This window comes from Streptomyces sp. YJ-C3, assembly GCF_053891275.1.
On sequence record NZ_CM132685.1, the window covers coordinates 8,114,802 to 8,140,471 of the forward strand.

29 protein-coding genes and 2 pseudogenes are annotated in these 25,670 nt (G+C 71.9%); 7 read left to right on the top strand and 24 right to left on the bottom strand.

The window, feature by feature from the left end; all coding sequences use genetic code 11:
- Positions 1–28: 28 nt before the first annotated feature.
- From ACVHNB_RS36585 to tsaB, 5 genes are all read right to left on the bottom strand, one after another.
- Positions 29–1,084: an LCP family protein gene (locus ACVHNB_RS36585; RefSeq protein ID WP_456226825.1), complete on the bottom strand. Its 1,056-nt coding sequence runs from the start codon at positions 1,082–1,084 to the stop codon at positions 29–31.
- A gap of 107 nt (positions 1,085–1,191) precedes the next feature.
- Positions 1,192–1,440, bottom strand: coding sequence for a hypothetical protein (locus tag ACVHNB_RS36590; RefSeq protein ID WP_456226826.1), 249 nt, complete (start codon positions 1,438–1,440; stop codon positions 1,192–1,194).
- Positions 1,437–2,546, bottom strand: coding sequence for a tRNA (adenosine(37)-N6)-threonylcarbamoyltransferase complex transferase subunit TsaD (tsaD, locus tag ACVHNB_RS36595; RefSeq protein WP_456226827.1), 1,110 nt, complete (start codon positions 2,544–2,546; stop codon positions 1,437–1,439). The genes ACVHNB_RS36590 and tsaD overlap by 4 nt, the downstream gene beginning before the upstream one ends.
- Positions 2,539–3,030, bottom strand: a complete 492-nt coding sequence (gene rimI, locus ACVHNB_RS36600; protein ID WP_428957644.1) for a ribosomal protein S18-alanine N-acetyltransferase — start codon at positions 3,028–3,030, stop codon at positions 2,539–2,541. Before rimI ends, tsaD begins: the two co-directional genes overlap by 8 nt.
- A gap of 26 nt (positions 3,031–3,056) precedes the next feature.
- Positions 3,057–3,710 carry a tRNA (adenosine(37)-N6)-threonylcarbamoyltransferase complex dimerization subunit type 1 TsaB gene (tsaB, locus tag ACVHNB_RS36605; RefSeq protein WP_428954262.1) on the bottom strand — a complete coding sequence of 218 codons (654 nt, stop codon included), beginning with the start codon at positions 3,708–3,710 and terminating at the stop codon, positions 3,057–3,059.
- 115 nt (positions 3,711–3,825) lie between these two features.
- Between tsaB and ACVHNB_RS36610 the strand changes: the two genes are divergently transcribed.
- Positions 3,826–4,398, top strand: coding sequence for a hypothetical protein (locus ACVHNB_RS36610; protein ID WP_428954261.1), 573 nt, complete (start codon positions 3,826–3,828; stop codon positions 4,396–4,398).
- A 29-nt stretch (positions 4,399–4,427) separates the two neighbouring features.
- Here ACVHNB_RS36610 and ACVHNB_RS36615 read toward each other — a convergent pair whose 3' ends face one another.
- From ACVHNB_RS36615 to ACVHNB_RS36635, 5 genes are all read right to left on the bottom strand, one after another.
- Complete coding sequence (locus ACVHNB_RS36615) at positions 4,428–4,616, bottom strand: hypothetical protein (protein ID WP_456226828.1); 189 nt, start codon at positions 4,614–4,616, stop codon at positions 4,428–4,430.
- A 126-nt stretch (positions 4,617–4,742) separates the two neighbouring features.
- The gene (tsaE, locus tag ACVHNB_RS36620) at positions 4,743–5,279 is read right to left on the bottom strand and encodes a tRNA (adenosine(37)-N6)-threonylcarbamoyltransferase complex ATPase subunit type 1 TsaE (RefSeq protein ID WP_428954259.1); all 537 of its coding nucleotides are present in this window, start codon (positions 5,277–5,279) and stop codon (positions 4,743–4,745) included.
- Positions 5,242–6,483, bottom strand: a complete 1,242-nt coding sequence (locus tag ACVHNB_RS36625) for an alpha/beta fold hydrolase (RefSeq protein WP_428954258.1) — start codon at positions 6,481–6,483, stop codon at positions 5,242–5,244. Before ACVHNB_RS36625 ends, tsaE begins: the two co-directional genes overlap by 38 nt.
- A 48-nt stretch (positions 6,484–6,531) precedes the next feature.
- Complete coding sequence (gene alr / locus ACVHNB_RS36630; protein ID WP_428954257.1) at positions 6,532–7,680, bottom strand: alanine racemase; 1,149 nt, start codon at positions 7,678–7,680, stop codon at positions 6,532–6,534.
- Between the two features lie 36 nt (positions 7,681–7,716).
- The gene (locus ACVHNB_RS36635; RefSeq protein ID WP_456226829.1) at positions 7,717–8,631 is read right to left on the bottom strand and encodes a L,D-transpeptidase family protein; all 915 of its coding nucleotides are present in this window, start codon (positions 8,629–8,631) and stop codon (positions 7,717–7,719) included.
- Positions 8,632–8,809: 178 nt separating this feature from the next.
- Here ACVHNB_RS36635 and ACVHNB_RS36640 point away from each other — a divergent pair, with 178 nt between their 5' ends.
- The 3 genes from ACVHNB_RS36640 to ACVHNB_RS36650 are packed head-to-tail and all read left to right on the top strand — an operon-like array spanning position 8,810 to position 11,665.
- Complete coding sequence (locus ACVHNB_RS36640; protein WP_428957643.1) at positions 8,810–9,391, top strand: TetR/AcrR family transcriptional regulator; 582 nt, start codon at positions 8,810–8,812, stop codon at positions 9,389–9,391.
- Positions 9,388–10,221, top strand: a complete 834-nt coding sequence (locus ACVHNB_RS36645; protein ID WP_456226830.1) for an alpha/beta fold hydrolase — start codon at positions 9,388–9,390, stop codon at positions 10,219–10,221. The genes ACVHNB_RS36640 and ACVHNB_RS36645 overlap by 4 nt, the downstream gene beginning before the upstream one ends.
- A 1-nt stretch (position 10,222) precedes the next feature.
- On the top strand, positions 10,223–11,665 hold the full coding sequence (locus tag ACVHNB_RS36650; protein WP_456226831.1) for an NAD(P)H-hydrate dehydratase: 1,443 nt from the start codon (positions 10,223–10,225) through the stop codon (positions 11,663–11,665).
- Between the two features lie 265 nt (positions 11,666–11,930).
- Here the strand turns inward: ACVHNB_RS36650 and ACVHNB_RS36655 are convergent, their stop codons facing one another.
- From ACVHNB_RS36655 to ACVHNB_RS36665, 3 genes are read right to left on the bottom strand one after another with little or no spacing between them, the layout of a single operon-like run.
- A complete protein-coding gene (locus ACVHNB_RS36655) occupies positions 11,931–12,302 on the bottom strand; it encodes a holo-ACP synthase (RefSeq protein WP_428954253.1) in 372 nt (123 codons plus the stop codon).
- A gap of 34 nt (positions 12,303–12,336) precedes the next feature.
- The gene (gene glmS, locus ACVHNB_RS36660; protein WP_428954252.1) at positions 12,337–14,184 is read right to left on the bottom strand and encodes a glutamine--fructose-6-phosphate transaminase (isomerizing); all 1,848 of its coding nucleotides are present in this window, start codon (positions 14,182–14,184) and stop codon (positions 12,337–12,339) included.
- Positions 14,185–14,194: 10 nt separating this feature from the next.
- A complete protein-coding gene (locus tag ACVHNB_RS36665) occupies positions 14,195–14,446 on the bottom strand; it encodes a hypothetical protein (RefSeq protein WP_428954251.1) in 252 nt (83 codons plus the stop codon).
- Between the two features lie 183 nt (positions 14,447–14,629).
- Between ACVHNB_RS36665 and coaA the strand changes: the two genes are divergently transcribed.
- Entirely contained in the window at positions 14,630–15,640 is a 1,011-nt protein-coding gene (coaA, locus tag ACVHNB_RS36670; RefSeq protein ID WP_428954250.1) for a type I pantothenate kinase, read from the top strand.
- Positions 15,641–15,660: 20 nt separating this feature from the next.
- Positions 15,661–16,611: a DUF389 domain-containing protein gene (locus ACVHNB_RS36675; protein WP_428954249.1), complete on the top strand. Its 951-nt coding sequence runs from the start codon at positions 15,661–15,663 to the stop codon at positions 16,609–16,611.
- Here the strand turns inward: ACVHNB_RS36675 and glmM are convergent.
- The 4 genes from glmM to ACVHNB_RS36695 all read right to left on the bottom strand — a co-directional run bounded on the left by glmM (position 16,608) and on the right by ACVHNB_RS36695 (position 20,472).
- Complete coding sequence (gene glmM, locus ACVHNB_RS36680; RefSeq protein WP_456226832.1) at positions 16,608–17,966, bottom strand: phosphoglucosamine mutase; 1,359 nt, start codon at positions 17,964–17,966, stop codon at positions 16,608–16,610. The genes ACVHNB_RS36675 and glmM overlap by 4 nt on opposite strands.
- Positions 17,967–18,063: 97 nt before the next feature.
- Complete coding sequence (rpsI, locus tag ACVHNB_RS36685) at positions 18,064–18,579, bottom strand: 30S ribosomal protein S9 (protein ID WP_428954247.1); 516 nt, start codon at positions 18,577–18,579, stop codon at positions 18,064–18,066.
- Between the two features lie 44 nt (positions 18,580–18,623).
- Entirely contained in the window at positions 18,624–19,067 is a 444-nt protein-coding gene (rplM, locus tag ACVHNB_RS36690; RefSeq protein WP_428954246.1) for a 50S ribosomal protein L13, read from the bottom strand.
- A gap of 175 nt (positions 19,068–19,242) precedes the next feature.
- Positions 19,243–20,472, bottom strand: coding sequence for a glycosyltransferase family 87 protein (locus ACVHNB_RS36695; RefSeq protein ID WP_456226833.1), 1,230 nt, complete (start codon positions 20,470–20,472; stop codon positions 19,243–19,245).
- 75 nt (positions 20,473–20,547) lie between these two features.
- Here ACVHNB_RS36695 and ACVHNB_RS36700 point away from each other — a divergent pair, with 75 nt between their 5' ends.
- Positions 20,548–21,393 (top strand): hypothetical protein, encoded by an 846-nt coding sequence (locus ACVHNB_RS36700; protein ID WP_428954244.1) that lies wholly within the window; start codon positions 20,548–20,550, stop codon positions 21,391–21,393.
- On the opposite strand, the pseudogene ACVHNB_RS36705 reads toward ACVHNB_RS36700, so the two are convergent.
- From ACVHNB_RS36705 to rpsM, 7 genes and pseudogenes are all read right to left on the bottom strand, one after another.
- A pseudogene (locus tag ACVHNB_RS36705) lies at positions 21,347–21,547 on the bottom strand (GtrA family protein); the annotation flags it as partial. The gene ACVHNB_RS36700 and the pseudogene ACVHNB_RS36705 sit on opposite strands and share 47 nt — an antisense overlap.
- A 119-nt stretch (positions 21,548–21,666) precedes the next feature.
- Positions 21,667–21,864: pseudogene (locus ACVHNB_RS36710) on the bottom strand (polyprenol monophosphomannose synthase); the annotation flags it as partial.
- A 75-nt stretch (positions 21,865–21,939) separates the two neighbouring features.
- On the bottom strand, positions 21,940–22,794 hold the full coding sequence (truA, locus tag ACVHNB_RS36715) for a tRNA pseudouridine(38-40) synthase TruA (RefSeq protein ID WP_428954242.1): 855 nt from the start codon (positions 22,792–22,794) through the stop codon (positions 21,940–21,942).
- 87 nt (positions 22,795–22,881) lie between these two features.
- On the bottom strand, positions 22,882–23,379 hold the full coding sequence (gene rplQ / locus ACVHNB_RS36720; protein WP_018528369.1) for a 50S ribosomal protein L17: 498 nt from the start codon (positions 23,377–23,379) through the stop codon (positions 22,882–22,884).
- 186 nt (positions 23,380–23,565) lie between these two features.
- A complete protein-coding gene (locus ACVHNB_RS36725) occupies positions 23,566–24,588 on the bottom strand; it encodes a DNA-directed RNA polymerase subunit alpha (protein WP_003966937.1) in 1,023 nt (340 codons plus the stop codon).
- Positions 24,589–24,720: 132 nt separating this feature from the next.
- Positions 24,721–25,125, bottom strand: a complete 405-nt coding sequence (gene rpsK, locus ACVHNB_RS36730) for a 30S ribosomal protein S11 (protein ID WP_003948617.1) — start codon at positions 25,123–25,125, stop codon at positions 24,721–24,723.
- 64 nt (positions 25,126–25,189) lie between these two features.
- A complete protein-coding gene (gene rpsM / locus ACVHNB_RS36735) occupies positions 25,190–25,570 on the bottom strand; it encodes a 30S ribosomal protein S13 (RefSeq protein WP_428954241.1) in 381 nt (126 codons plus the stop codon).
- Between the last annotated feature and the right edge of the window lie 100 nt (positions 25,571–25,670).

The following is a 25,670-nucleotide window of genomic DNA, read 5'->3' on the forward strand; positions in this document are numbered from 1 at the left end:
ACGCGGGCAGATCCGTACGGGACGGCCCTCAGCGCAGCGACTTCCACAGCTTCCCCGCCTCCGGCTCGTCCGCCACCACCCGGTTCACGTCCGACGGCGCGCGCACGACCGGCATCATCACCGTCTTCACGGAGTCGGCCGGCAGATCGCCCAGACTGCGTGCCAGGCCGGTCAGTTCGGAGAGCGAGTCGAGTCCGGTGTCCGCGGTGAGGCTGCCGGTGGCCGCGTCGGCGACGTTGTAGAGGCGGGCCGGATCGGTCAGCAGGCCGCTGTCCGAGACCTGGCCCATCAGCGACTTCACGAGCTGCTGCTGGAGCTTGATGCGGCCCAGGTCGCTGCCGCCGCCGACGCCGTACCGGGTGCGCGCGAAGGCGAGCGCGTCCTTGCCGTCGAGGTGGTGGTGGCCCGCCTCCAGGTGCAGCCGGCTGCGGTCGTCGTCGATGTCCTCGGTCGTCGTGACGTTCACCCCGCCGAGCGCGTCGACGAGCTTCGCGAAGCCCGCGAAGTCGATCTCCAGATAGTGGTCCATGCGCACCCCGGTGAGGTGCTCGACGGTCTTCACCGCGCAGACCGGACCGCCCACCGCATAGGCGCTGTTGAACATGACGTTGTACGCGACCGAGGTCGTGCCGCCGGACTCCGTCGGGCAGGAGGGGCGCTCGACGAGGGTGTCGCGGGGGATGCTCACCACCGTCGCCTCGGTGCGGCCGGCGTCGAGGTGCACGACCATCGCGGTGTCGGAGCGGGCCCCGCCGCTGTCGCCGCCGCCGAGCGCCTTGTTCGCCTTGCCGGTCCGGGAATCGGAGCCCAGGACCAGGATGTTGAGGACGCCCCTCTCGACCGGCTCGACCGGCTCGACCGACGGCGACGCCGACGCCGACGCGGACTCTGTGGGCGAGGCGACGGCCACCGGCTTGGCCGGGCGGTCGTCGCCGAGGGCACTGTCGATGTCGACGCTGCGTATGTTGTGGTCGAAGTGCCAGTAGAGCCACCCCGCGCCCGCCCCGCCGAGCACGAGGACGCAGCCGACGGCGATCGCCACCACCTTCACCGCACGCGCACGGAACCGTTTCTGCTCAGTCACAGAGGGAACATAAGTCCGAATTATTACAGCGGTAAACCAGTTGGCACGCGATTTCGGAAATCTTCAGTCAGTTCTCAGACTCTCCCGCCCGCCCGCCGGGCCGTGCGTCAGGCCGTCTCGAACCGCCACCGGTGCACCGCACGCGTCACCAACTCGGCGTCGGGCTCGGGGAGTTCGGGCAGCTCGGCGTCGAACTCCGCGTCCCACCAGGTGATCACGAGGACCCGGTCGGCGGGCGCCCGGAACGTCTCGCGACGCTCCGGCTCCCGCTCCAGGCCCTGCGCCTTCGCCCAGGCCAGCAGCTCCTTGCCGTGGCCCTCGACGGCCCGGGCCTCCCACATCAGCGCGACGGTCACGAGTAGAGGTTCTCCTTGCTGACCTCGTGCACGTGATCGTGGCCGTGGTGATGGCCGTGGTCGTGGCCGGGCACGTGCGGCTCCGTCACCGGCAGCGAGGAGTCCGCCGACAGGTCCCAGGACGACGGCTGCCGGTTCCTGGCCACCATCTCGGCGCCCAGCGCGGCGACCATCGCGCCGTTGTCCGTGCACAGCTTGGGGCGCGGCACGCGCAGCCGGATCCCGGCCCGCTCGCAGCGCTCCTCGGCCAGCGCCCGCAGCCGCGAGTTGGCGGCCACCCCGCCGCCGATCATGAGGTGGTCGACGCCCTCGTCCTTGCAGGCCCGCACCGCCTTGCGGGTCAGCACGTCGACGACGGCCTCCTGGAAGGACGCCGACACGTCGCGCACCGGCACGTCCTCGCCGGCTGCCCGCTTGGCCTCGATCCAGCGGGCCACGGCGGTCTTCAGGCCGGAGAAGGAGAAGTCGTACGCGGGGTCGCGCGGCCCGGTGAGCCCGCGGGGGAAGGAGATGGCGTTCGGATCGCCCTCCTTGGCGTACCGGTCGATGACGGGGCCGCCCGGGAAGCCGAGGTTCAGCACCCGCGCGATCTTGTCGAAGGCCTCGCCGGCCGCGTCGTCGATGGTCGCGCCGAGGGGCCGTACGTCCGAGGTGATGTCGGTGGACAGCAGCAGCGACGAGTGACCGCCGGAGACGAGCAGCGCCATCGTCGGCTCGGGCAGCGAGCCGTGCTCCAGCTGGTCGACGCAGATGTGCGAGGCGAGGTGGTTGACGCCGTAGAGCGGCTTGCCGAGCGCGTACGCGTACGCCTTCGCGGCCGAGACGCCGACGAGCAGCGCACCGGCGAGGCCGGGCCCGGCGGTGACGGAGATCCCGTCGAGGTCCTTCGCGGTGACGCCCGCGTCCTTCAGGGCGCGCTGGATCGTCGGGACCATCGCCTCCAGGTGCGCGCGGGAGGCGACCTCGGGCACGACGCCGCCGTAGCGGGCGTGCTCGTCGACGCTGGAGGCGACGGCGTCGGCGAGCAGCGTGGTGCCGCGGACGATGCCGACGCCGGTCTCGTCGCAGGAGGTCTCGATGCCGAGGACGAGCGGTTCGTCAGCCATGGTTCTTCTCTTCACTCACGGTGTTGGTGTTCAGGCGCATCACGAGGGCGTCCACGTTGCCGGGCTGGTAGTAGCCGCGGCGGAAGCCGATCGGTTCGAAGCCGAAGCGCTCGTAGAGCCGCTGCGCGCGCGTGTTGTCGACGCGTACTTCGAGCAGCACCTCGGCGGCCTCGAAGGCGGTGGCGTGCCGCAGGAGCTCGGTGAGCAGCCGGGCGCCGAGCCCGGTGCCCCAGTGGTCGCGGGCGACGGCGATGGTCTGCACGTCGGCCCCCTCGGCGGAGCCGCCGTCGGACGCGGTCCCGGAGGCGGCGAGCCCGCCGTACCCGACGAGCCGGTCGCCGTCGTACGCGACGACGTAGCGCCGCGTCGAACCGACCCCGCGCGCGTGCGCGAGCTCGGACCAGAACATGCCGCGCGACCAGGCGTCGTCCGGGAAGAGGTCCTTCTCCAGGGCGAGCACGGGATCGATGTCCCACCAGCGCATCTCGCGCAGTTCGGCCGTCACGGTGGTCACTTGGGGGTGACCACCTTGTAGTTCTTGGGGACCTGGGCGTCGGGGCGGCGCAGGTACAGCGGCCGGGGCTCCAGGAGCTCCTCGCCCGCGGCCAGCTTCTCGGCGGCCAGGGCGGCGAGCGCGGCGGCGGACACGTGCTCGGGGCCGCGCGGGTCCGCGAAGGTGTCGGGGTAGAGCAGCGCGCCCGCGCCGACCGCGGGCAGTCCGGCGACGGCTTCGGCGATGTCGGCGGGCCGGTCGACGGCGGCCTCGGTGACCCGGGTGCGCGGGTTGTCGAAGCGCGCCCAGTACACCTCCTTGCGCCGCGCGTCGGTGGCGACCACGAAGGGGCCCTCGACGTCGGCGGCGTACGCGAGGCCGTCCAGCGTGCACACGCCGTGCACGGGGACGCCGAGCGCGAGCCCGAAGGTGTCGGCGGTCATCAGGCCGACGCGCAGTCCGGTGTACGGTCCCGGGCCCACGCCCACGACGATCCCGGTCACGGCGTCGAGCTTCACCCCGGCCTCGGCGAGCACCCGGTCGACGGCGGGCAGCAGCAGCTCCCCGTGTCTGCGGGCGTCGACCTGACTCGACTCGGCGACGGGGGCCGTGCCGTCGTGCAGGGCGACGGTGACGGCAGGGGTGGCGGTATCCAGGGCGAGCAGCAGCACGCAAACAGCCTACGGCTCCGCGGAGCCGGACACGTCCGCCCTCCGGCAACCCGGGCCCGCCGGGCCCCTGCTGCTAACGTCACTCAGAGCCGTCACTGGCGTCGTACATGCGTACATGAGAGGCAGGCACCTGGTGGCACGGAGCAGCACCGGATTCGTGACCGCGCTGACCGCGGGAGCGCTCGCCGTGGTCGGCTTCCTCACGTACCAGGCCTCGGCGAACGCACCGTCCCACCTCGGCAAGCCGAAGGACGGCACCTCCCCCTCCTCGACGGCGTCCCGCTCCCCCAAGGACAAGGCCGACCCGACGGCGCTGCCCGCGCAGTCCGGGGCCGGCGAACGCGTCGTCTACGCGCTGGGCTCCGACCGGGTCTGGCTGGTCGGGGCGAACGGCAAGGCGCAGCGCACGTACAAGGTGACGCCCGGCACGGTGGACCCGGCGCCCGGCAAGTACGCGGTGACCTCCCGCTCCGGGACGATCACCGGCACCGACGGGGTGCCGATCGAGCACGTCGTGCGGTTCGCGAACACGGGCGGGGTCGCGGTCGGGTTCAGCGCGGCCGTCGACGGTTCCACGCCGGAGCCGGACCCCTCGAAGCAGACCGGCGGCATCCGGGAGTCGCGGGCGGACGGCAAGGCGATGTGGGAGTTCGCGACGTTCGGCCGGAAGATCGTCGTCGTTCCGTAGCCACCGCCCGCGCGGGCCGGTCGGGCGGATCAGGCCGCGTCGGCGGGCCGCTCCCGCGGCACGGGCCCGACGGACACCGGGACCTCCGCGGCCGGCGGGGTGGAGACCGCCCTGGCCGCCGCGCACGACGCCAGCAGTTCGCTCATCGACACCTCGCGCGCCCGGTCACGCCCCGCGACCGGCGCAGCACACCGCACGTCACGTTCTGAAGCCGACATGGACGCCTCCCGAGCAGACGTGGTTAGGTAAACCTAACCAGGGCCGGTCTCCATGTGACCACGCCGAACGGGCGTCGCGCAACATTTTGCCGACGCCCTGTCGGGAACGTTCGGGGAACGTGCGGATCAGCCGCCGAGCGAGCCCAGGTCCGCCTCGGCCCAGCGGCCGCCGATGCCGTTCAGCGTCACGACGCGCACCTCGTCCGTGGTGTCGCCCGTCGCCCGGTCGATGAGCACGTGCAGCCGGTCGTCGGCGAGCTCCTCGACCTTGCCGTCGCCCCACTCCACGACCACCACCGAGTCCGGCAGGGACACGTCGAGGTCGAGGTCCTCCATCTCGTCGAGGCCGCCGCCGAGCCGGTACGCGTCGACGTGCACCAGGGCGGGCCCCTCGCCGAGCGGCGGGTGCACGCGGGCGATCACGAACGTGGGCGAGGTCACCGCGCCGCGCACGCCGAGCCCCTCGCCGAGCCCGCGGGTCAGCGTCGTCTTGCCCGCGCCCAGCTCGCCGGTGAGCATGACGAGGTCGCCGGGGCGCAGTTGCTTGGCCAGGGTCAGGCCCAACTCCCGCATCTCGTCCGGGGAGTTGACGGTGACCGTGACGGTCGTGACGGGGGTGGCGGGATCAGCCGCCGGGCTGTGCGGTGCTGCCGGTGTCTCCATGGCTCCCCACGGTAGCGGCTGCGCCCAGCACTCCGGCGCGGGCCAGCAGGTCCGCGAGGCGGTCCGTGACGGCCTCCGGGTGCTCCAGCATCACCAGATGCCCGGCGTCGGGCACCAGCACGAACTCGGCGTCCGGCAGCACCGCCGCGATCGCCTCGCTGTGCTCGCTCGGCGTCACGAGGTCCTGCTCCCCGGCCAGCACCAGGACCGGCAGCTCCGCGAAACGCTTCAGGGCGTCCGCCTTGTCGTGGTCCTGGAACGCCGGGTAGAACTCGGCGACCACGTCGATCGGCGTGCCCTCGATCATCCGCTCGGCGAACCGGGCGACCGACGGGTCCACGTCGCGCGTCGCGAACGAGTACCGCTTGATGATCCCGGCGAACAGGTCCGCCGTCGCGCGCCGCCCCTTCTCGACGAGGTCGGCCCGCTGCCCCAGCACCTTCAGCACGCCGGGCAGCACCCGCCGCACCGCGTTCACCCCGGCCACCGGCAGTCCGTAGTTGACCTCGCCGAGCCTGCCCGACGACGTGCCCACCAGGGCCACCCCGACGACGCGGTCGCGGACCAGCTCGGGGTACCGGTCGGCCAGCGCCATGACGGTCATGCCGCCCATGGAGTGGCCGACGAGCACGATCGGGCCCTCGGGCGCCGCCGCGTCGAGGACCGCCTTGAGGTCGTCGCCGAGCCGGTCGATGGAGACGGGCGTGCCGTCCCCCGTCCGCACGTCCTGCTCCATGCCGCGCCCGGAGCGGCCGTGGCTGCGCTGGTCCCAGTACACGCAGCGCACGACACCGCGCAGGGCCGCGCGCTGGAAGTGCCAGGAGTCCTGGTTGAGGCAGTAGCCGTGGCTGAAGACGACGGTGACCGGGGCCGGGGTCCTGCGGCCGAACAGGCGGCGCCTGCGCGTGCCCGTGCCGCTGTCCGGCTCGACCTCGTCGACCTCGTAGTACAGCTCCGTGCCGTCGGCGGCGCGGGCCCGGCCGGGGACGCCGCGCAGCGAGCCGTAGGGGCCGGACGCGTCGAGGGCCAGCCGGGCCTTGCGGCGCATGCCCCGCCCGACCGTCAGCCGCTCGATGGCGACACCGGCGGCGGCGCCCGCGGCGACCACGCCTATCGCGGCACCGGCGAGACCGGCCCGTCGCCAGCTCGCCGAAGCCGCGGCTTCGGCGACGGCCGCCGTGGCCTGTGCGCTGCTCTCGCTCACGTGCCGCTCCTCCTACGGGATGCCGTTCGGTGTCTCAGGTCGTCCGGGTCATTCTTCGTCCACGTACACGCGCGGAACTCGAGAACCGATGCGCGTCACGATCTCGTACGCGATGGTGCCCGACGCGGCCGCCCAGTCCTCGGCGGTCGGCTCGCCCGCGTCGCCGGGGCCGAACAGCACCGCCTCGTCGCCCGCGGCCGGCTCGTCGCCGCCGAGGTCGACGACGAACTGGTCCATCGCGACCCGCCCGGCGACCGTGCGCCGCTTGCCGCCGATCAGGACCGGGCCGGTGCCGGAGGCGTGCCGCGGGATGCCGTCCGCGTAGCCGAGCGGGACCAGTCCGAGGGTGGTCGCGCCCGGCGTGACGTAGTGATGCCCGTAACTGACGCCGAGTCCACCCGGCGCGTGCTTCACCAGCGCGAGCGACGCCTTGAGGGACATCACGGGGCGCAGCCCGAAGTCGGCGGGCGTGCCCAGCTGCGGACTCGGCGAGATGCCGTACATCGCGATGCCGGGACGGACGAGGTCGAAGTGGGTCTCGGGGAGGGTGAGCGTGCCCGGCGAGTTGGCGATGTGCCGCACTTCCGGGGTGACGCCCTGCTCCTGCGCGTACCCGACCATCTCGCGGAAGCAGGTCAGCTGCGCCGCGATGGACGGGTGGCCCGGCTCGTCGGCGCAGGCGAAGTGCGACCACAGGCCGGTGACCGTGACGAGGCCGGCGGCCTGCGCGGCGAGCGCCTCGCGGACCAGCTCGGGCCAGTCGGCGGGCAGGCACCCGCCCCGCCCGAGCCCGGTGTCGGCCTTCAGCTGGATCCGGGCGGGGCGCCCCAAGTCGCGTGCGGCGTCCGTGACTTCCCGCAGGGCCCACAGGCCGCTCACCGACATGTCCAGGTCGGCCTCGATGCCCTCGCGCCAGGGCCCGCCGGGCACCCACAGCCAGCACATGATGCGGCCGGGCAGCCCGGCGGCGCGCAGGTCCAGGGCCTCCTCGGCGGTGGCGGTGCCGATCCAGTCGGCGCCCGCCTCCTTGGCGGCGCGGGCCACCGGGATCATGCCGTGCCCGTACGCGTCCGCCTTGACGACGGCCATGAACGCGGCCCCCGGCGCATGGGCGCGCAGGGACCGCACATTGGCCTTCAGTGCGCCGAGGTCGATCTCGGCGCGGGCGCGGAGCGGGGCAGTCACGTTCTCGTTCATCGTGCGCCCAGTCTCTCAGAGCTCTCCGACAAGCCCTCAGGTACCGGGCTTTCGTCCCCACACGTAAACCCGGTCGTTCTTCTTCAGAACGCCCCACAGCTTCTTGGCGTCGGCGAGCCGCATGTTCACGCAGCCGCGCGAGCCGGGCGGGTTGTGGACATTGCCGTAGATGGCGTGGAAGGCCTGCCCGCCGCTGAAGAACTGGCTGTACGGCATGGGGGTGTTGTAGATCGACGACCAGTGGTTCTTGTGCTTCCAGTAGACCTTGTGCCAGCCGGTGCGGGTCACGTACCCGGAGCGCCCGCTGCGGATCGGGACGGGGCCGAAGACGATCTTCTTGCCCTTGCTGACCCACATCAGCTGGCGCGGCAGGTCGACGCAGGCGAGGCGGTACGCGCGCGTGGGGCACTTCTTCGCCGCGTTCGGGTTCTTGCGGGCGGACAGCCACTGCATCCGGGCCCAGGTGACGGGCCCGGCGTAGCCGATGTTCGGGCGGATGCCCTGCTTGGTCTGGAAGGCGCGGACGGCCTTGCAGTCGGCGGGCGACTGCTTGCCGTCGACCTTGAGCTTCAGCCACCGCTCGACCTGCCGCTGGTGGCTGCCGGTCTTCTTCGTACAGGTGGCAGCCGCGGGCGCGCCGAGGCTCCCCGGCGCCGCCTGCACCTCGCTCGGCGGCACGTACTCGATGAGGTCGTCGGCCGCGGCGGGCGGCGCGGCGGGCTCGATCGCGTCCTCGGCGGCGCTCGGCCGGTACACGTGCGGCGCCAGGGTCTGGTCCGGGGTGTCCTGCTGCCAGGGCTGGGACGGTGCGGGCCGGATGCCGGGGACGAGCGCCGGGGCGGGGGCCGCCGGCCGGGGCGGTTCCGGGTCCGCGAAGGCCGGGCCGGCCGGCAGGACGGCGGCGAGGGCGAGCAGCGCGGCGATGCCGCCGCGCACGGTGGGGCTGGTCATGGGCCGAGGGAATCCGGCCGGGCGCCGGATCAGGGGCCGCCGCGCGGCGAGGTCCCCCGAAAATCCGTTGATCAGCCCAGTCCGCCTAGGTACCGTAAGCAAAAACCTAGGGGCCCTAGGAAAAGGGTCCGCGGGGAAGACGGGGAAGAAGAGCGGAAGAGGAGTTGAGTCGCCCATGATGGCCAGGGCAGGCCTGACCAGGGAGCGGGTGGTGGCGGCCGCCGCCGACCTCGCGGACGCCGTCGGCTTCGAGCACATCACCGTCGCGGCGCTCGCCCGCGGCTTCGGCGTGAAGGACGCGAGCCTGTACGCCCACGTCAGGAGCCTCTCCGACCTGCGCACCGGGGTCGCGATCCTGGCCGGTCTCGATCTCGCCGACCGGATCGCGGACGCGCTCGCGGGCCGGGCGGGCCGCGACGCGCTCATCGCCTTCGCGGACGCCTACCGCGACTTCGCCCTCGCCCACCCCGGCCGGTACGCGGCCACCCAGCGCCAGGAGCTGGACCCGTCGGTGTACGACGACCACCCGGGCCTGCGCCGCAATCTCACCTGCACGTACGCGCTGCTCCAGGGCTACGACCTGGCCGAGCCCGACCTGACCGACGCGGGCCGGCTGCTGCGCAGCACGTTCCACGGCTTCGTCAGCCTCGAACTCGCGGGCGGCTTCCGGCACGAGCGCGAGGCGGCCGCGAGCTGGGCGCGCGCCGTGCGGGCCCTGCATGTCGCGCTCACCGACTGGCCCGAGGGGGACGACAGTTGATCACCGCACACCGGCTCCGTGTACCCGGCGCGACGCTGTACCACGAGACCCGGGGCGAGGGCCCGCCGCTCCTGCTGCTGCCCGGCGCGGGCGGTGACGCGGCGGCCCTCGACCCGGTCGCCGACGCACTGTCCGGCACCTTCACCGTCCTCACGCACGACCCGCGCGGATACTCGCGCAGCACGCTGGACGGCCCCCGCGCCGAGCAGCGGGTCGACGTCCACGCGGACGACGCCCTGCGCCTGCTGGACGCGGTCGCGCCCGGCGAACCGGCCTACGTGGCGGGGGCGTCCAGCGGCGCGATCGTCACCCTCGACCTGCTGGCCCGCCACCCGGAGCGGCTGCGCCGGGTCCTCGCGCACGAGCCGCCGTCGTGGAGCGTGCTGCCGGACGCGGCCGAGCAGCTGGCCTTCTTCCAGGAGGTGCACGACACGCTCGTCGCCGAGGGGCTGGCGGCGGCAGGCGAGCGCTTCCTGAAGGGTGTGGGACCGGTACTGCTGCCGCGGCGTGACGGCGACTCGGTCGCGCCGCGTGCCCGGGAGGCGGCGGAGCGCATGCTGGCGAACGCGCCGCTGGCGATCCGGTTCGAGCACCGCAGCTTCGCGGCGTACGTCCCCGATCCCGACGCCCTCGCGGCCGTCTCGGACCGGCTGGTCCTGGCGGCGGGCACAGCGACGCGGGGCCATCTCCCGTACCGCCCGGCGGCGCTGCTGGCCGGCCGGCTCGGTCTGGACCTGGCGGATTTCCCCGGTGCGCACAACGGCTGGTCCACCCACCCCGCCGAGACGGCCGACCTGCTCCGCGCCCACCTCCTGGGGGACACTCGGTGACATGCGCACTGCCTACGACGTGGAGACGATCAGGGCCGCCGAACGCGCGCTGATGGCGCGGCTGCCCGACGGAGCACTGATGCAGCGGGCGGCAGCGGGCCTCGCCGCGGCCTGCGCGGACCTGCTCGGCAAGGTGTACGGAGCGCGGGTCGCCCTGCTGGCCGGCTCCGGGGACAACGGCGGCGACGCCCTGTACGCGGGCGCCCGCCTGGCCCGGCGCGGCGCGGGCGTGACGGCCCTGCTGCTGTCGCCAGAGCGGGCGCACGCGGGCGGCCTCGCGGCGCTGCGGGCGGCGGGCGGCTCGGTGCTCGACGGGGAGTCCGGCGCAGCCGTGGACGCGGTGTCCCGGGCCGACCTGGTCATGGACGGCATCGTGGGCATCGGCGGCAAGGGCGGCCTGCGCCCGCGCGCGGCCCGGCTGGCCGCGGCGGCGACGGAGTCGGGGGGCACGGTCGTGGCCGTGGACCTGCCCAGCGGGGTCGACGCGGACACGGGCGAGGTGCGCGGCGAGGCCGTGCGGGCGGACGTGACGGTCACGTTCGGCGCGTACAAGCCGGGGCTGCTCGTCGACCCGGCGCACGCGTACGCGGGAGCGCTCCGCCTGGTCGACATCGGCCTCGAACTCCCCGCGAAGGAAGCCGAGTTGGAGGCGCTCCAGTACGACGACACGGCGCGGCTGCTGCCCCGGCCCACCGGTGAGAGCGACAAGTACCGGCGGGGCGTGGTCGGGATCGTCGCGGGCTCGGCCCGCTACCCGGGGGCGGCCGTCCTGGCCGTGGCCGGGGCGCTGCACGGCGGCGCGGGCGCGGTCCGCTACGTCGGCCCGGCCGCGGACGCGGTCCTGGCCCGCTTCCCGGAGACCCTGGTGTCGGCGGGCCCCCCGGCCAAGGCGGGCCGGGTCCAGGCGTGGGTGATCGGGCCGGGCCTGGGCGACGACACGGCGGGACTTTCGGACGTCCTGGCGTCCGACGTGCCGGTACTGATCGACGCGGACGGCCTGCGCCTGGCGGACGCGGCGACGGTCCGCGCCCGCACCGCCCCGACGCTCCTGACCCCGCACGCCGGCGAGGCTGCGGCGCTGCTGGGCTCCGCCCGGGACCAGGTCGAGGAGCAACGCCTCGTTTCCGTACGGGAGTTGGCGGCGCGGTACGGGGCGACGGTGCTGCTGAAGGGCTCGACGACGCTGATCGCGTCGCCGGAGGGCGGACCGGTGCGGGTGAATCCGACGGGTACGCCGTGGCTGGCCACCGCGGGCAGCGGCGACGTCCTGTCCGGCCTGACGGGCTCCCTCCTCTCCGCCGGCCTCCACCCCGCGGAGGCGGCCTCGGTGGGCGCCTATCTGCACGGCTTGGCCGCGCGGCATGCGGCGCAGGGGGCGCCCGTGTCTGCGCAGGATGTGGCGTCGGCGGTACCCGTGGTGTGGCGGGACGTCATGGGGGCCTAGCCGTTCGTTGCCGTCCGTTGCCGTTCGTTGCCGACTGCGGGCCGGTGGGGGCTGGTCGCGCAGTTCCCCGCGCCCCTGAGATGCGCACTGCGTGCGGCACCTCATCGATGAGGCAGCAGCGAAGCTGCATGCCTCAGGGGCGCGGGGCTGCATGGATCAGCGGCTCCGTCGCGGGGCGCGACCCGCCACGACGAAGCCCGCACCCGGCACCGCACACCACACCCCGACGGCGCCCGGCCGGACCCGCGCCCGGCCCCCGCCCCGCCTATCCCTCGGCCACAACCACCGCGGACGCGACCCCCGCGTCATGGCTCAGCGACACATGAAACCCGGTGACACCCAGCGCCGCCGCCCGCGCAGCCACCGTCCCGGTCACCCGGAACCGCGGCTGCCCCGTCTCCTCGACCCACACCTCCGCGTCGGTCCACCGCAGCCCGCCCGGCGCGCCGAGCGCCTTCGCGATGGCCTCCTTCGCCGCGAACCGCGCGGCGAGCGACGCGACCCCGCGCCGCTCGCCGCCGGGCAGCAGCAGCTCGCCCGGCAGGAACAGCCGTTCGGCCATCCCCGGCGTCCGCTCCAGCGACGCCGCGAACCGCTCGATCTCGGCCACGTCGATACCGACCCCGATGATGCTCATGCCGAGCACCTTAGAGCGACCGGCCGGGACCGGCTCACTCCACCGTCACGGACTTCGCCAGGTTCCGCGGCTGATCCACCTCGTTGCCCCGCGCCGTCGCCAGCTCGCACGCGAACACCTGCAGCGGCACCGTCGCGACCAGCGGCTGCAGCAGCGTCGGCGTGACCGGTACCCGGACCAGGTGGTCGGCGTAGGGCACGACCGCCTCGTCGCCCTCCTCCGCGATCACGATGGTCCGCGCCCCGCGCGCCCTGATCTCCTGGATGTTCGACACGATCTTGTCGTGGAGCACCGACCGTCCCCGCGGCGAAGGCACCACCACGACCACCGGCATGCCCTCCTCGATGAGGGCGATCGGCCCGTGCTTCAGCTCACCGGCCGCGAAGCCCTCGGCGTGCATGTACGCCAGTTCCTTGAGCTTCAGGGCGCCTTCCAGAGCCACCGGGTATCCGACGTGCCGCCCCAGGAACAGCACGGTGTCGTGCCCGGCCAGCGAACGCGCCAGCTCCCGCACCGGCTCCATGGTCTCCAGGACCCGTTCGACCTCCTCGCCGATGCGGGACAGGTCCCGTACGACGGCGAGGATCTCGTCGGCCCACTTGGTGCCGCGCACCTGGCCGAGATACAGCGCGACCAGATAGCAGGCCACCAGCTGCGTCAGGAACGCCTTCGTCGACGCGACCGCGACCTCGGGACCGGCGTGCGTGTACAGCACCGCGTCCGACTCGCGCGGGATCGTCGAACCGTTCGTGTTGCAGATGGCGAGGACCGTGGCGCCCTGCTCGCGCGCGTGCCGCAGCGCCATCAGGGTGTCCATCGTCTCGCCGGACTGCGAGATCGCGATGACCAGCGAGCGGGCGTCCAGGATCGGGTCCCGGTAGCGGAACTCGCTGGCCAGCTCCACCTCGCACGGGATCCGCGTCCAGTGCTCGATGGCGTACTTGGCGATCAGGCCCGCGTGGAAGGCCGTGCCGCACGCCACGATGACGACCTTGTCGACCATCTTCAGGACCTGCGGCGGGATGCGCAGCTCGTCCAGCGTCAGCTGGCCCTCCGCGCCGATCCGCCCGAGCAGCGTGTCGGCGACGGCCTTCGGCTGCTCGGCGATCTCCTTGAGCATGAAGTAGTCGTAGCCGCCCTTCTCGGCGGCGGAGGCGTCCCAGTCGACGTGGTAGTGCCGCACGTCCGCGGCCCGCCCGTCGAAGTCGGTGACGACGACACCGTCCCGGCGCAGCTCCACGACCTGGTCCTGGCCCAGCTCGATCGCGGAGCGGGTGTGCGCGATGAAGGCCGCCACGTCCGAGGCGAGGAACGCCTCGCCCTCCCCCACGCCCACCACCAGCGGCGAGTTCCGGCGCGCGCCCACGACCACGTCCGGGGCGTCCGCATGCGCCGCGACGAGCGTGAACGCGCCTTCCAGGCGCCGGCACACCAGTCTCATCGCCTCGGCGAGGTCCGCACACACCGAGTACTCCTCGGCCAGCAGATGCGCCACGACCTCGGTGTCCGTCTCGGAGGACAGGACATGGCCCCGCTCGGCCAGCTCGGCCCGCAGCGCCGCGAAGTTCTCGATGATGCCGTTGTGGACGACGGCGACCCGGCCCGCGTTGTCCAGATGCGGGTGCGCGTTGGCGTCCGTGGGGCCGCCGTGGGTGGCCCAGCGGGTGTGCCCGATACCGGTGGCGCCGGCCGGCAGCGGCCGGTCCACGAGTTCCTTCTCCAGATTGGCGAGCTTCCCGGCCTTCTTCGCGGAAGCGAGCGAGCCGTCCGCGAGCACGGCCACACCGGCCGAGTCGTAGCCCCGGTACTCCAACCGCTTCAGCCCCGCCAGGACGACGTCGAGAGCCGACTGTGAACCTACGTAACCCACGATTCCGCACATGAAGCGCAGCCTAGGGCCGGTTTTCGCGCCCCCACAGGAGCCGGTCCCGCGCGTCCTGCACGAGCCCCAGGTACTCGACCTCCTCGCAGCGCGGCTTGCTGCCCATCTCGTAGAAGTCGAGGCAGTCGTCGAGGTCCTCGCCGATGTCCTCGTCGGGCAGCTCCAGCGCCAGCTCACTGCGGACGTGGCCGGCCCAGTCGTCGGGGTCCTGCGCGGCGCCGGTCCGCCGTCGCACGAAGCCGGGCACGCGAAGTAAGGACATCACGGTTCCCCTCCCGCCCCGCGGAGGCGGCTCTGCCCCACGGGTCTGGGGACCGTACCGCCGCCTCCACCGCAGGTCCATACCTGTGCACGAGCCGTGACGAGCCGCGGGAGGCGGGGCGGGCGCTGCGCCGCGTGACGCACCCCACCCCCCGCCCCGTCCGTACAGCCGTAACAATGGACTGTGATCTCTCCGGTCTCCGAGCCCCTGCACTCGACCTCCCGGAGCGCCCACCGGCACAAGCCGGAGGCGACTCCCTACGTCGACCTCACCCGCACCGAGTGGAGCGCCCTGCGTGACAAGACGCCCCTGCCGCTGACCGCCGAGGAGGTGGAGCAGCTCCGCGGCCTCGGCGATGTGATCGACCTCGACGAGGTCCGCGACATCTACCTGCCGCTCTCCCGCCTTCTGAACCTGTACGTCGGCGCGACCGACGGCCTGCGCAGCGCCGTGAACACCTTCCTCGGCGACACCGTCCAGAAGGCCTCCCAGTCCGGCACCCCCTTCGTCATAGGGGTCGCGGGCTCGGTGGCGGTCGGCAAGTCGACGGTCGCCCGCCTCCTGCAGGCCCTGCTCTCCCGCTGGCCCGAGCACCCGCGCGTCGAGCGCGTCACCACCGACGGCTTCCTGCTGCCGACCAAGGAGCTGGAGGCCCGCGGCCTGATGTCGCGCAAGGGCTTCCCCGAGTCGTACGACCGCCGGGCCCTGACCCGCTTCGTCGCCGACATCAAGGCGGGCAAGGACGAGGTGACGGCCCCCGTCTACTCGCACCTGATCTACGACATCGTGCCGGACCAGAAGCTCACGGTCCGCCGCCCCGACATCCTCATCGTCGAGGGCATCAACGTGCTGCAGCCCGCCCTGCCCGGCAAGGACGGCCGCACCCGCGTCGGTCTCGCCGACTACTTCGACTTCAGCGTGTACGTGGACGCGCGCGCCGAGGACATCGAGCGCTGGTACCTCAACCGCTTCCGCAAGCTGCGCGCGACCGCCTTCCAGGACCCGTCGTCGTACTTCCGCAAGTACACGCAGGTGTCCGAGGAGGAGGCACTCGACTACGCGCGCACGACCTGGCGCACCATCAACAAGGTGAACCTGCTGGAGAACGTGGCGCCCACCCGCGGCCGCGCGGGCCTCGTCATCCAGAAGGGCCCCGACCACAAGGTGCAGCGGCTGCGGCTCCGCAAACTCTGAGAGCCCGTTACCGTACGCGCATGCTGCATCTGCGACTGATCACCCCGGCCGACACGACGGACGACGTGGTGGACCTGATCGAGAAGACGGTCGGCACCACGCACGTCACGGTGCTGCCGGGTGCGGCCCGGGTCCCGGCGGGCGATGTCGTCACCTGCGACGTCGCCCGCGAGGCGGGGGACGAACTCCTCGGCGCGCTGCGCGGTCTCGGCCTCGACCGGACCGGGTCGATCGCCGTCGAGAACATCGATCTGTCGCTGTCCGAACGGGCCGACAAGGCCGAGGACGACGCCCCGGGCGAGGGCGCGGACGCGGTGCTGTGGGAGCAGCTGACGGACGCCACCCACGAGGAGTCGACGCTCTCGGTGACCTACGTGGCCTTCATGGTGATCGCCACCATGATCGCGGCCTGCGGCGTCGTGCTCGACAACGCCATTCTGATCGTCGGCGCCATGGCCGTCGGCCCCGACTTCGGCCCGGTGGCCGGGGTGTGCACGTCGCTGGTCCGCCGGGCACCGCGGCTGGCCGCCCGCTCCCTGACCGCGCTCCTGGTGGGGTTCGCGGCGGCGATGGTGGTGACGGCCGGGTTCAGCTGGTTCATGGACGCGGTAGGGCTGTTCAGCGACGAACTGCTGCAGGGCGACCGGCGCCCCAACACCAGCTTCATCTACAACCCGGACTGGTTCTCGTTCGTCGTCGCGGTCCTCGCGGGCGCCGCGGGCACCCTCTCGCTCACCTCGGCGAAGTCCGGCGCGCTGGTCGGTGTCGCCATCTCGGTGACGACGGTCCCCGCCGCGGCGAACGCGGCGGTCGCCTTCAGCTACAGCGAGTACCGGCAGGCCTGGGGCTCGACGGAACAGCTCCTGCTGAACCTGCTGGGGATCGTCCTCGCGGGCACCCTGACGCTCCTCGCCCAGAAGCTGTTCTGGGCGAGGACGCGGGTGACGCCGCGGACGAGCCGGCGCCCTTAGCCGAGCGCCGACTTCACGACGTCGGCGAGGCGTCCGGCGACGGTCCGGGCCTGCTCGATGTCGGCGGCCTCGACCATCACGCGCACCAGCGGCTCGGTGCCGGAGGAACGCAGCAGCACCCGCCCGGTCTCGCCCAGCTCACGCTCGGCGTCGGCCACGGCCGCGGTCAGCTCGGGCGAGGTGGTGACCCGGGACTTGTCGACGTCCGGCACGTTGATGAGCACCTGCGGGAGCCGCTCCATGACGGACGCGAGGTCCTTGAGGCTCCGGCCGGTCTGCGCGACGCGCGCCGCGAGCAGCAGCCCGGTCAGCGTGCCGTCACCGGTCGTCGCGTGGTCGAGCACGATGACGTGCCCGGACTGCTCACCGCCCAGCGCGTAGCCGTGCTGCTTCATGGACTCCAGGACGTACCGGTCGCCGACCGCGGTCTGCACGAACGTGATGCCCGCGCGCTCCATGGCCAGCTTGAAGCCGAGGTTCGACATGACGGTCGCGACAACGGTGTCCTTCCGCAGGGCACCACGCTCGCTCATCGCGAGGGCGAGGACGGCCATGATCTGGTCGCCGTCGACCTCGGACCCGGTGTGGTCCACGGCCAGGCACCGGTCGGCGTCGCCGTCGTGCGCGATGCCGAAGTCGGCCTTGTGCTCGACGACGGCGGCCTTCAGCAGGTCGAGGTGGGTCGAGCCGCAGCCGTCGTTGATGTTGAGCCCGTCCGGCTCGGCGCCGATCGTGACGACCTCGGCACCGGCGCGCGTGAACGCCTCCGGCGAGACACGGGACGCGGCGCCGTGCGCCTCGTCGAGGACGATCCGCAGACCCTCCAGCCGGTTGGGCAGGACACCGACGAGGTGGGCGACGTACTGGTCGAGCCCTTCGTCGTACGACTTCACGCGGCCGACGCCGGCCCCGGTCGGACGGTCCCACGGCGCACCGGTGCGGTGCTGCTCGTAGACGTCCTCGATGCGGTCCTCCAGGGCGTCGTCGAGCTTGTGGCCGCCGCGCGCGAGGAACTTGATGCCGTTGTCCGGCATGGCGTTGTGGCTCGCGGAGAGCATCACGCCGAGGTCGGCTCCCAGCGCACCGGTGAGATACGCCACCGCGGGGGTGGGCAGCACACCGACGCGCAGGACGTCGACGCCCGCGCTGGCCAGACCCGCGACGACCGCGGCCTCCAGGAACTCGCCCGAAGCACGCGGGTCACGGCCGACGACCGCCACCGGACGGTGCCCCTCGAAGCTGCCCGCCTCACCGAGCACATGCGCCGCGGCAACCGAGAGACCGAGCGCCAGCTCGGCCGTGAGATCCGCGTTGGCGACACCGCGCACGCCGTCCGTGCCGAAGAGTCGTCCCACTTGTGTCCTCCGAACTTCAAGTCGTCCATAAGCCGAACGCCCCGGCGGCACGGAAGGTGCCGCCGGGGCGAACGGGAAAAACAAGCAGGCAGCAGATTTAGCGCTTGCTGTACTGCGGGGCCTTGCGGGCCTTCTTGAGACCGGCCTTCTTGCGCTCGACCGCACGGTCGTCACGCTTGAGGTAACCGGCCTTCTTGAGCGCCGGACGGTTGTTGTCCACGTCGGCCTCGTTCAGCGCGCGGGCCACGCCCAGGCGCAGGGCGCCGGCCTGACCGGAGACGCCGCCACCCGAGATGCGGGCGATGACGTCGTAGCGGCCGTCGAGCTCGAGCACCTTGAAGGGCTCGTTGACTTCCTGCTGGTGGACCTTGTTCGGGAAGTAGTCCTCGAGCGTGCGCCCGTTGACCTTCCACTTGCCGGTGCCGGGCACGATGCGAACGCGCGCGATGGCGTTCTTGCGACGGCCCAGGCCGGCGGCCGGCTGCGGGTCACCGAAGCGGGCGGGGTTGGACTCCGAGGTGTACTCGCCCTCGACGGGCGCGTCCGACTCGGTGGTGTAGCTCTCGACGTCCACGATCTCTTCGACCGGCGTCTCAGGGGTGGTCTCGGCCACGATGCTCCTCAGATTCTTTTCTGTCTTTGGGGGTGTGGCCGGAACTACTGCGCGACCTGGGTGATCTCGAACGGCACCGGCTGCTGGGCAGCGTGCGGGTGCTGGTCGCCCGAGTAGACCTTCAGCTTCGAGAGCATCTGACGGCCGAGCGAGTTCTTCGGGAGCATGCCCTTGATGGCCTTCTCGACGGCCTTCTCCGGGGTCTTCGCGAGAAGCTCGTCGTAGCGGACGGAACGCAGACCACCCGGGTAACCGGAGTGGCGGTACGCCATCTTCTGGGTCTTCTTGTTGCCGGACAGGTGAACCTTGTCGGCGTTGATGATGACGACGAAGTCGCCCATGTCCATGTGCGGGGCATAGGTCGGCTTGTGCTTGCCACGGAGGAGGTTCGCAGCAGTGGTTGCCAGACGGCCCAGGACGATGTCCTGCGCGTCGATGACGTGCCACTGGCGAGTCACATCGCCGGGCTTAGGGCTGTACGTACGCACTTAGCAGCCTTCTTCTTCAGTGGATGGGTGCTGAAAATGGCATCACTGAAGCGATCGTGCAGCTGGGGACGACAGTGCCGGGTTCAGCGCCCGTATGCCGCCCACTGGTAACTGCTCCAGGGAACCCGTGCAAGGGCCTCTCACATGAGAATGAGCAAGCCGATACACATAACGACTAGGCAGAATACCCGCGGCGCCCCGGATGGGTCAAAACGCTGTCCGCCCTCGACTCCGGGACCGTGGTCCGCCCGGTCACTTCCAGCCTAACGGCCCGCCGGAGCGAACAGCTCCGTGCGACCGTGACGGCCAGCACACACAGCGTCGCGCAGTCGAGGAAGGCCCTGCGCACTCCCGTGTCGAGGTACGGCCAGGAAAGGCCGGGCAGCTGCGGCAGCAGCGCCACCCAGAGCCAGGGGGCACGGGCGGCGGCGCCCGCCTCCAGGGCCCCGGCCAGCAGCAGGGGCACGACGACCAGGAGGTAGTGGTCATAGCTGGGCCGGGAGACGAGAAAGGCCGAGAGCATCAGCATCACGGCGGTCTCGGACACCCGCCGCGCCCCCGCGTCCCCCCTCCTCCAGCGCCGCCACGCGCACCACACCCCGGCCGCCGCCCCCGCCGCGGCGAGCGCCGTCGCCGCGGCCGCCGGGACGCCGAGCCGCGCGAGGACCGCCCCGGGCGAGGCCTCGTAGAGCCGTACGAAGCCGTCGTCGCCGCGCAGCAGGAAGGGCAGGGTGCGGGTGAAGAAGCCGGCCGGGTCCGGCATCGCCAGGGCCGCGGCCGCCGAGGCGCCCGCGGGCACGAGGACCAGGGCCGCGAGCCCCCGCCACTGCCGCGCGAGGACGAAGAGGAGGGCGACCGGGGCGAGCAGCGGTTTGAGCGCGAGGGCCGCACCGAGCACGACGCCCGCCGCGAGCCAGCGCCCCCTGGCGGCGAGCAGCAGGGCCCAGGGCAGCGCGGCGACGGCCGTCACCGTCCAGTTCCCGAGGGCGACCAGGTGCGCGAAGGGCGCGAAGCCGACGGCGAGCGCGAGCAGCCCGTACGCGGCGAACCGGCTGCGCCACGGCACCCCGTGCACCCGCAGGGCGCCCGCCCAGCCGGCCACGAGGCCGCCCGTCACGAGCACCGGAACGGCCAGGCGCAGCACGGCGGTTGGCGTCAGGGCCTGCGGCACGGCGGCGAGCACGGCGCTCGGGAAGTAGAGGAAGTGCCGGTCGACGTACGGGGATCCGCCGTCCAGCCACACCCGGGCGGCGCGCACGACGATCCCGTTGTCCATGCCGCCGCCGGGCGCCTTGAGCGCGACGTGAGCGGCGAGCACGGCGAGCACGACGCACAGAGCGGCCCGGACGGAACGGGGCGCGGGCCGCAACAACCAACTGGTTAGGGGCGATTTGGCGGCTTTCATGCGGTTTACGTTAGGTGGTGCCGGACCGCATCAGGCGTATCCCCCGCCCCATCCGGGCCGTCTAAGATGCGCCCCATGAGTTTCGGGCAGGGGGGACCCCAGTGGGGGTCCGGTGACAGCGGGGGCGCCCCGGACTGGGCGGCACTCGCCGAGGCCTCAGAGGCACGGGCGCGCAAGAAGCGCTGGATGATGATCGGCGGCGCCGTCGTCGCCACGCTCGCCGTCGGGTCGGTCGTGGCCTGGGGCATCGTCTCCGCCAACAAGAACAGCACGGCCGGGAACAAGCCGTCCGACCAGCTGCCGAGCACCGCGGACATCCCCAGCGAGGGGAAGACGCCGGGCCCCTCCTTCGCGGAGACGACCCCGCCGCCGCCGCTCGACCCGAACGACTTCATCGACAGCGCGGCCAAGGACAAGGCGCCGCTCACCGCCGACACCCTCTACCCCGGCAAGACGCTCACCTTCGGCGGCCAGGTGTACAGGAAGGGCGCGACGGCCCGGACGACGGACTGCTCCTCGGTGGGCACCAAGGGCCTGCCCGGCGTCCTGAAGAAGAACGGCTGCACCCAGGTCATCCGCGCGACCTACTACAAGGGCGGCTCCGCGGTCACCATCGGCGTCGCGGTCTTCGACACGAAGGCGGCGGCGACCCGGGCCAAGGAGCAGTACGACTTCGACGGCGCGATCGTCTCCCTGCCCGGCTCCGGCGTGCCCACGTTCTGCCGCACGACGGTGTGCCGCCAGACCGCGAACTCCGTCGGCCGCTACGCGTACTTCACCAACGGCGGCCGCACCAACGGCACGGACGCCACCAAGCAGGACACCACGGTGTACAACCTGGGCGACGACCTCCAGGAGTTCACGTTCCAGCAGATCAAACGACGCGGCGAGGCGCAGGCCTCGGCGGCGGCGACGCGCTGACCGGGCGGAGCGTCAGCGTCTCCTCCACCGACTCGACGAATCCCGCCGTGTCGAAGCCGTGGCGGGCCACCGGCACCTGCGGCGCCCTCTTGAACACCCAGGTGCGGTACGACCAGAAGCGGAACAGGGTCGCGACGCCGATGCCGGTGAACTTATTGAACGCCGCGAGGTTCACGACGATGCCGCACAGGCCGACCACGCCGAACTTGGCGATCTCGGCGTACAGCCTGCTCACCGCGGACGGGGCGCCACCGTGCCTGCCGCTCACCGCCCTCACACCCCGCGGTATCGGCGGCGCAGCCGCAACGGGATCACCGCGGACTCGATCTGCGTACCGAGGCTCATCTTGGAGACGCCCTCGGTCCGCTCCTCGAACCGGATCGGGATCTCGACGACCTCGCACCCCCCGCGCACGGCCTTGTACTTGAGCTCCACCTGGAAGCTGTAGCCCGCGCTGTCCAGCGACTGCAAACGCGTGTTACCTGAGGGTTTCGTCTCTTCTCGCCCCAGCCGTACAACCATCGCCCCGTTTCGGCTCTCTGCGCCTCAGCAGCAGCCCGCCCCGGGAAGCGTCCGCTTGTTCCGCGCTTCCTTGTTCCGCGCGGCCAGCAACTCATCGGCGGGATAGCCGACTTCCTCCAGCGTCAGCCCGTGCGGCCGCACCACGTGCACGGCGGAATCCCGCACTCCGGCGGCCAGCACCTTCCCCGGCCAGTCGGCGCCGCGGTGCCCGTCGCCCACGAACAACAGCGCCCCGATCAACGAACGCACCATGTTGTGGCAGAACGCGTCGGCCCGCACGGTCGCGGTGATGATCCCGTCGTCCCCGCGCACGAGGCTCAGCGCCTGCAGGGTCCGGATGGTCGTGGCCCCTTCGCGCCGCTTGCAGTACGCGGCGAAGTCGTGCTCCCCCAGCAGCCGCTCGGCCGCCTCGTTCATGGCGTCGACGTCCAACGGCCAGTCGTGCCACAGCACATGCCCCCGCAGCAGCGGATCGACCCCGCCCGGGTGATCGGTCACGCGGTACGCGTACCGCCGCCAGACCGCCGAGAACCGGGCGTTGAACCCGCTCGGCGCCTCGGCCACCGACCACACCCGCACATCCTTCGGCAGCCGCCCGGCGAGCCGCTTCAGCAGCTTCTCCCGGTGCTCCTCCCACACGCTCTCCGGCAGATCGACGTGCGAGACCTGCCCGCGCGCGTGCACCCCGGCATCCGTCCGCCCCGCCACGGTCAGCTCGTACGTCTGCGCGGACCGCGTCACGGTCCGCAGCGCGTCCTCGATCTCCCCCTGGACGGTCCGCCGCCCGCCGGCCTGCTTGGCCCACCCGGAGAAGTCGGTCCCGTCGTACGACAGGTCGAGCCGTACGCGCACGAACCCGTCCGCCACTTCGTCACTCACACCCAGTTCCTTTCCACACCCACGCGAACGCGAAAGCGGGCCCGCCCGAAGGGGCGGACCCGCTCACACAACACTCGAGGCAGAGCCTCAGGCGTCCTTGGACTCCTCGGCGGCCTCGGCCGGCTTGGCGTCCTCGACGACCTCGGCGGCCGGAGCGGCAGCCTCGGCGTCCTTGGCGGCACGCTTGGTGGCGGCCTCGGCCTCACCAGTGGCCTGCTGCGCGACCGTCAGGGCCTCGACCAGCTCGATGACAGCCATGGGCGCGTTGTCGCCACGACGGTTACCGATCTTGGTGATACGGGTGTAACCACCCGGACGGTTCTCGTAGCGCGGGGCGATCTCGGTGAAGAGCGTGTGGACGACGCTCTTGTCCGTGATGACCGTGAGCACCTGACGGCGGTTGTGAAGGTCGCCCTTCTTCGCCTTGGTGACCAGACGCTCCGCGTACGGGCGCAGACGACGGGCCTTGGCCTCGGTCGTCGTGATCTTGCCGTGCTCGAAGAGCGACTTCGCGAGGTTCGCGAGGAGCAGCTTCTCGTGCGCGGCGCTGCCGCCCAGACGGGCACCCTTGGTGGGCTTCGGCATGGTGTTTCTCCTAGGTGTCTGCCCCGGCCGTATCAGGTACCGAGGTCAGTGTCCGAGCGAGCAGGTTTGCCCGTCGGAGACCCCGCGCCCCAAAAAAAGGGGCGCGGGGAGGTGTCTGTCTGCGGCTCCGCCGCGTGGGCGCGACCAGCCGAAGCCGGCCCGCAGCCGAGATCGAACAGCGAGCTCTTAGTACTGCTCGGTCTCGACGAAGCCCGCGTCCGCGTCGTCGTCGGCGCCGAAGGCGTCGGCGGCAGCGGTCGGGTCGAACCCGGGAGGCGAGTCCTTCAGCGCGAGGCCCATACCGGCCAGCTTCGCCTTGACCTCGTCGATCGACTTCGCACCGAAGTTGCGGATGTCGAGCAGGTCCGCCTCGGAACGGGCCACGAGCTCACCCACGGAGTGGATGCCCTCGCGCTTGAGGCAGTTGTACGACCGAACGGTGAGCTCGAGCTCCTCGATCGGCAGCGCCAGGTCGGCGGCCAGGGCGGCGTCCGTCGGGGACGGACCCATGTCGATGCCCTCGGCGTCGATGTTCAGCTCGCGGGCGAGACCGAACAGCTCGACCAGCGTCTTACCGGCCGACGCCATGGCGTCACGCGGACGCATGGCCTGCTTGGTCTCGACGTCGACGATCAGCTTGTCGAAGTCGGTGCGCTGCTCGACACGCGTGGCCTCGACCTTGTACGTGACCTTGAGGACCGGCGAGTAGATCGAGTCGACCGGGATGCGCCCGATCTCCTGGCCGACCTGCTTGTTCTGCACGGCGGAGACGTAGCCGCGACCGCGCTCGACGGTCAGCTCCATCTCCAGCTTGCCCTTGCCGTTCAGCGTGGCGAGGACCAGGTCGGGGTTGTGCACCTCGACACCGGCCGGCGGCGCGATGTCGGCGGCGGTGACCAGACCCGGGCCCTGCTTGCGCAGGTACATCACGACCGGCTCGTCGTGCTCCGAGGAGACGACCAGCTGCTTGATGTTGAGGATCAGGTCGGTGACGTCTTCCTTGACGCCCGGCACGGTGGTGAACTCGTGCAGGACACCGTCGATCCGGATCGACGTGACGGCCGCACCCGGGATCGAGGACAGAAGGGTCCGGCGGAGCGAGTTGCCGAGGGTGTAACCGAAGCCCGGCTCCAGCGGCTCGATCACGAACCGGGAGCGGAACTCGTCGACGACCTCTTCGGTCAACGAGGGACGCTGAGCGATCAGCATGAAGTGATTCCTTCAGTCAGGGGCACCCACTATTTGATGCCCTGAGGTAGTACAAGGGTACGGGCGGCACGACCCGAAAGAGCCGTACCGCCCGAAAACCTCAGACCAAGCGGCCTGCGTTACTGACCGAGATCAGACGCGGCGACGCTTGGGGGGACGGCAGCCGTTGTGCGGGGTCGGCGTGACGTCCTGGATCGAGCCGACCTCGAGGCCGGTCGCCTGCAGGGAGCGGATGGCGGTCTCACGACCGGAACCCGGGCCCTTGACGAAGACGTCGACCTTGCGCATGCCGTGCTCCTGCGCGCGACGGGCGGCCGACTCGGCAGCCATCTGCGCGGCGAACGGCGTGGACTTGCGCGAGCCCTTGAAGCCGACGTGGCCGGCGGAGGCCCACGAGATCACGTTGCCGGTCGGGTCCGTGATGGACACGATCGTGTTGTTGAACGTGCTCTTGATGTGAGCGTGCCCGTGGGCGACGTTCTTCTTTTCCTTGCGGCGCACCTTCTTGGCAGCGCCCTGACGACCCTTGGGGGGCATGTCGTTCTCCTACGGGAGGTGGTCGGTCCTACAGCGAAGACCGCTGGTGAGCGTCCGCTGAGGACTACTTCTTGCCCGGCTTCTTCTTACCGGCGATGGCGCGACGCGGGCCCTTGCGGGTACGAGCGTTCGTGCTGGTGCGCTGACCGCGGACCGGCAGACCACGACGGTGGCGCAGACCCTGGTAGCAGCCGATCTCGACCTTGCGGCGGATGTCGGCCTGGATCTCGCGACGGAGGTCACCCTCGGTCTGGAAGTTCTGGTCCACGTACTCGCGGATCTTGACGAGGTCTTCCTCGCTCAGGTCGCGAACACGGATGTTGCGGTCGATACCGGCGGCGTCCAGCGTCTGCTGGGCGCGCGTACGCCCGATGCCGAACACGTAGGTGAGGGCGACCTCGATGCGCTTGTCGCGCGGGAGGTCAACGCCTTCAACGCGTGCCATTCATGGCTCCTGTTTATCTTCGGAGGTCTGCAGCAGAGCCGCTCCCGGCCGCCGTTCCCTTTGTGCTCAAAGAGTCGGTACGCACCAGGTCCCCGGCCTC

Excerpts from the sequence above, each read along its gene's own strand:
- rpsK (WP_003948617.1), bottom strand. The coding sequence starts at position 25,125 with ATGCCCCCCAAGGGTCGTCAGGGCGCTGCCAAGAAGGTGCGCCGCAAG.
- ACVHNB_RS36610 (WP_428954261.1), top strand. The coding sequence starts at position 3,826 with ATGAGAGGCAGGCACCTGGTGGCACGGAGCAGCACCGGATTCGTGACC.
- ACVHNB_RS36665 (WP_428954251.1), bottom strand. The coding sequence starts at position 14,446 with ATGTCCTTACTTCGCGTGCCCGGCTTCGTGCGACGGCGGACCGGCGCC.
- ACVHNB_RS36650 (WP_456226831.1), top strand. The coding sequence starts at position 10,223 with ATGCGCACTGCCTACGACGTGGAGACGATCAGGGCCGCCGAACGCGCG.
- ACVHNB_RS36655 (WP_428954253.1), bottom strand. The coding sequence starts at position 12,302 with ATGAGCATCATCGGGGTCGGTATCGACGTGGCCGAGATCGAGCGGTTC.
- ACVHNB_RS36725 (WP_003966937.1), bottom strand. The coding sequence starts at position 24,588 with ATGCTGATCGCTCAGCGTCCCTCGTTGACCGAAGAGGTCGTCGACGAG.
- glmS (WP_428954252.1), bottom strand. The coding sequence starts at position 14,184 with ATGTGCGGAATCGTGGGTTACGTAGGTTCACAGTCGGCTCTCGACGTC.
- tsaD (WP_456226827.1), bottom strand. The coding sequence starts at position 2,546 with ATGGCTGACGAACCGCTCGTCCTCGGCATCGAGACCTCCTGCGACGAG.
- alr (WP_428954257.1), bottom strand. The coding sequence starts at position 7,680 with ATGAACGAGAACGTGACTGCCCCGCTCCGCGCCCGCGCCGAGATCGAC.
- ACVHNB_RS36675 (WP_428954249.1), top strand. The coding sequence starts at position 15,661 with ATGCTGCATCTGCGACTGATCACCCCGGCCGACACGACGGACGACGTG.
- rimI (WP_428957644.1), bottom strand. The coding sequence starts at position 3,030 with ATGCGCTGGTGGGACATCGATCCCGTGCTCGCCCTGGAGAAGGACCTC.
- tsaE (WP_428954259.1), bottom strand. The coding sequence starts at position 5,279 with ATGGAGACACCGGCAGCACCGCACAGCCCGGCGGCTGATCCCGCCACC.
- ACVHNB_RS36640 (WP_428957643.1), top strand. The coding sequence starts at position 8,810 with ATGGCCAGGGCAGGCCTGACCAGGGAGCGGGTGGTGGCGGCCGCCGCC.
- ACVHNB_RS36695 (WP_456226833.1), bottom strand. The coding sequence starts at position 20,472 with ATGAAAGCCGCCAAATCGCCCCTAACCAGTTGGTTGTTGCGGCCCGCG.
- ACVHNB_RS36700 (WP_428954244.1), top strand. The coding sequence starts at position 20,548 with ATGAGTTTCGGGCAGGGGGGACCCCAGTGGGGGTCCGGTGACAGCGGG.
- ACVHNB_RS36635 (WP_456226829.1), bottom strand. The coding sequence starts at position 8,631 with ATGACCAGCCCCACCGTGCGCGGCGGCATCGCCGCGCTGCTCGCCCTC.
- rplQ (WP_018528369.1), bottom strand. The coding sequence starts at position 23,379 with ATGCCGAAGCCCACCAAGGGTGCCCGTCTGGGCGGCAGCGCCGCGCAC.
- ACVHNB_RS36615 (WP_456226828.1), bottom strand. The coding sequence starts at position 4,616 with ATGTCGGCTTCAGAACGTGACGTGCGGTGTGCTGCGCCGGTCGCGGGG.
- rpsM (WP_428954241.1), bottom strand. The coding sequence starts at position 25,570 with ATGGCACGCGTTGAAGGCGTTGACCTCCCGCGCGACAAGCGCATCGAG.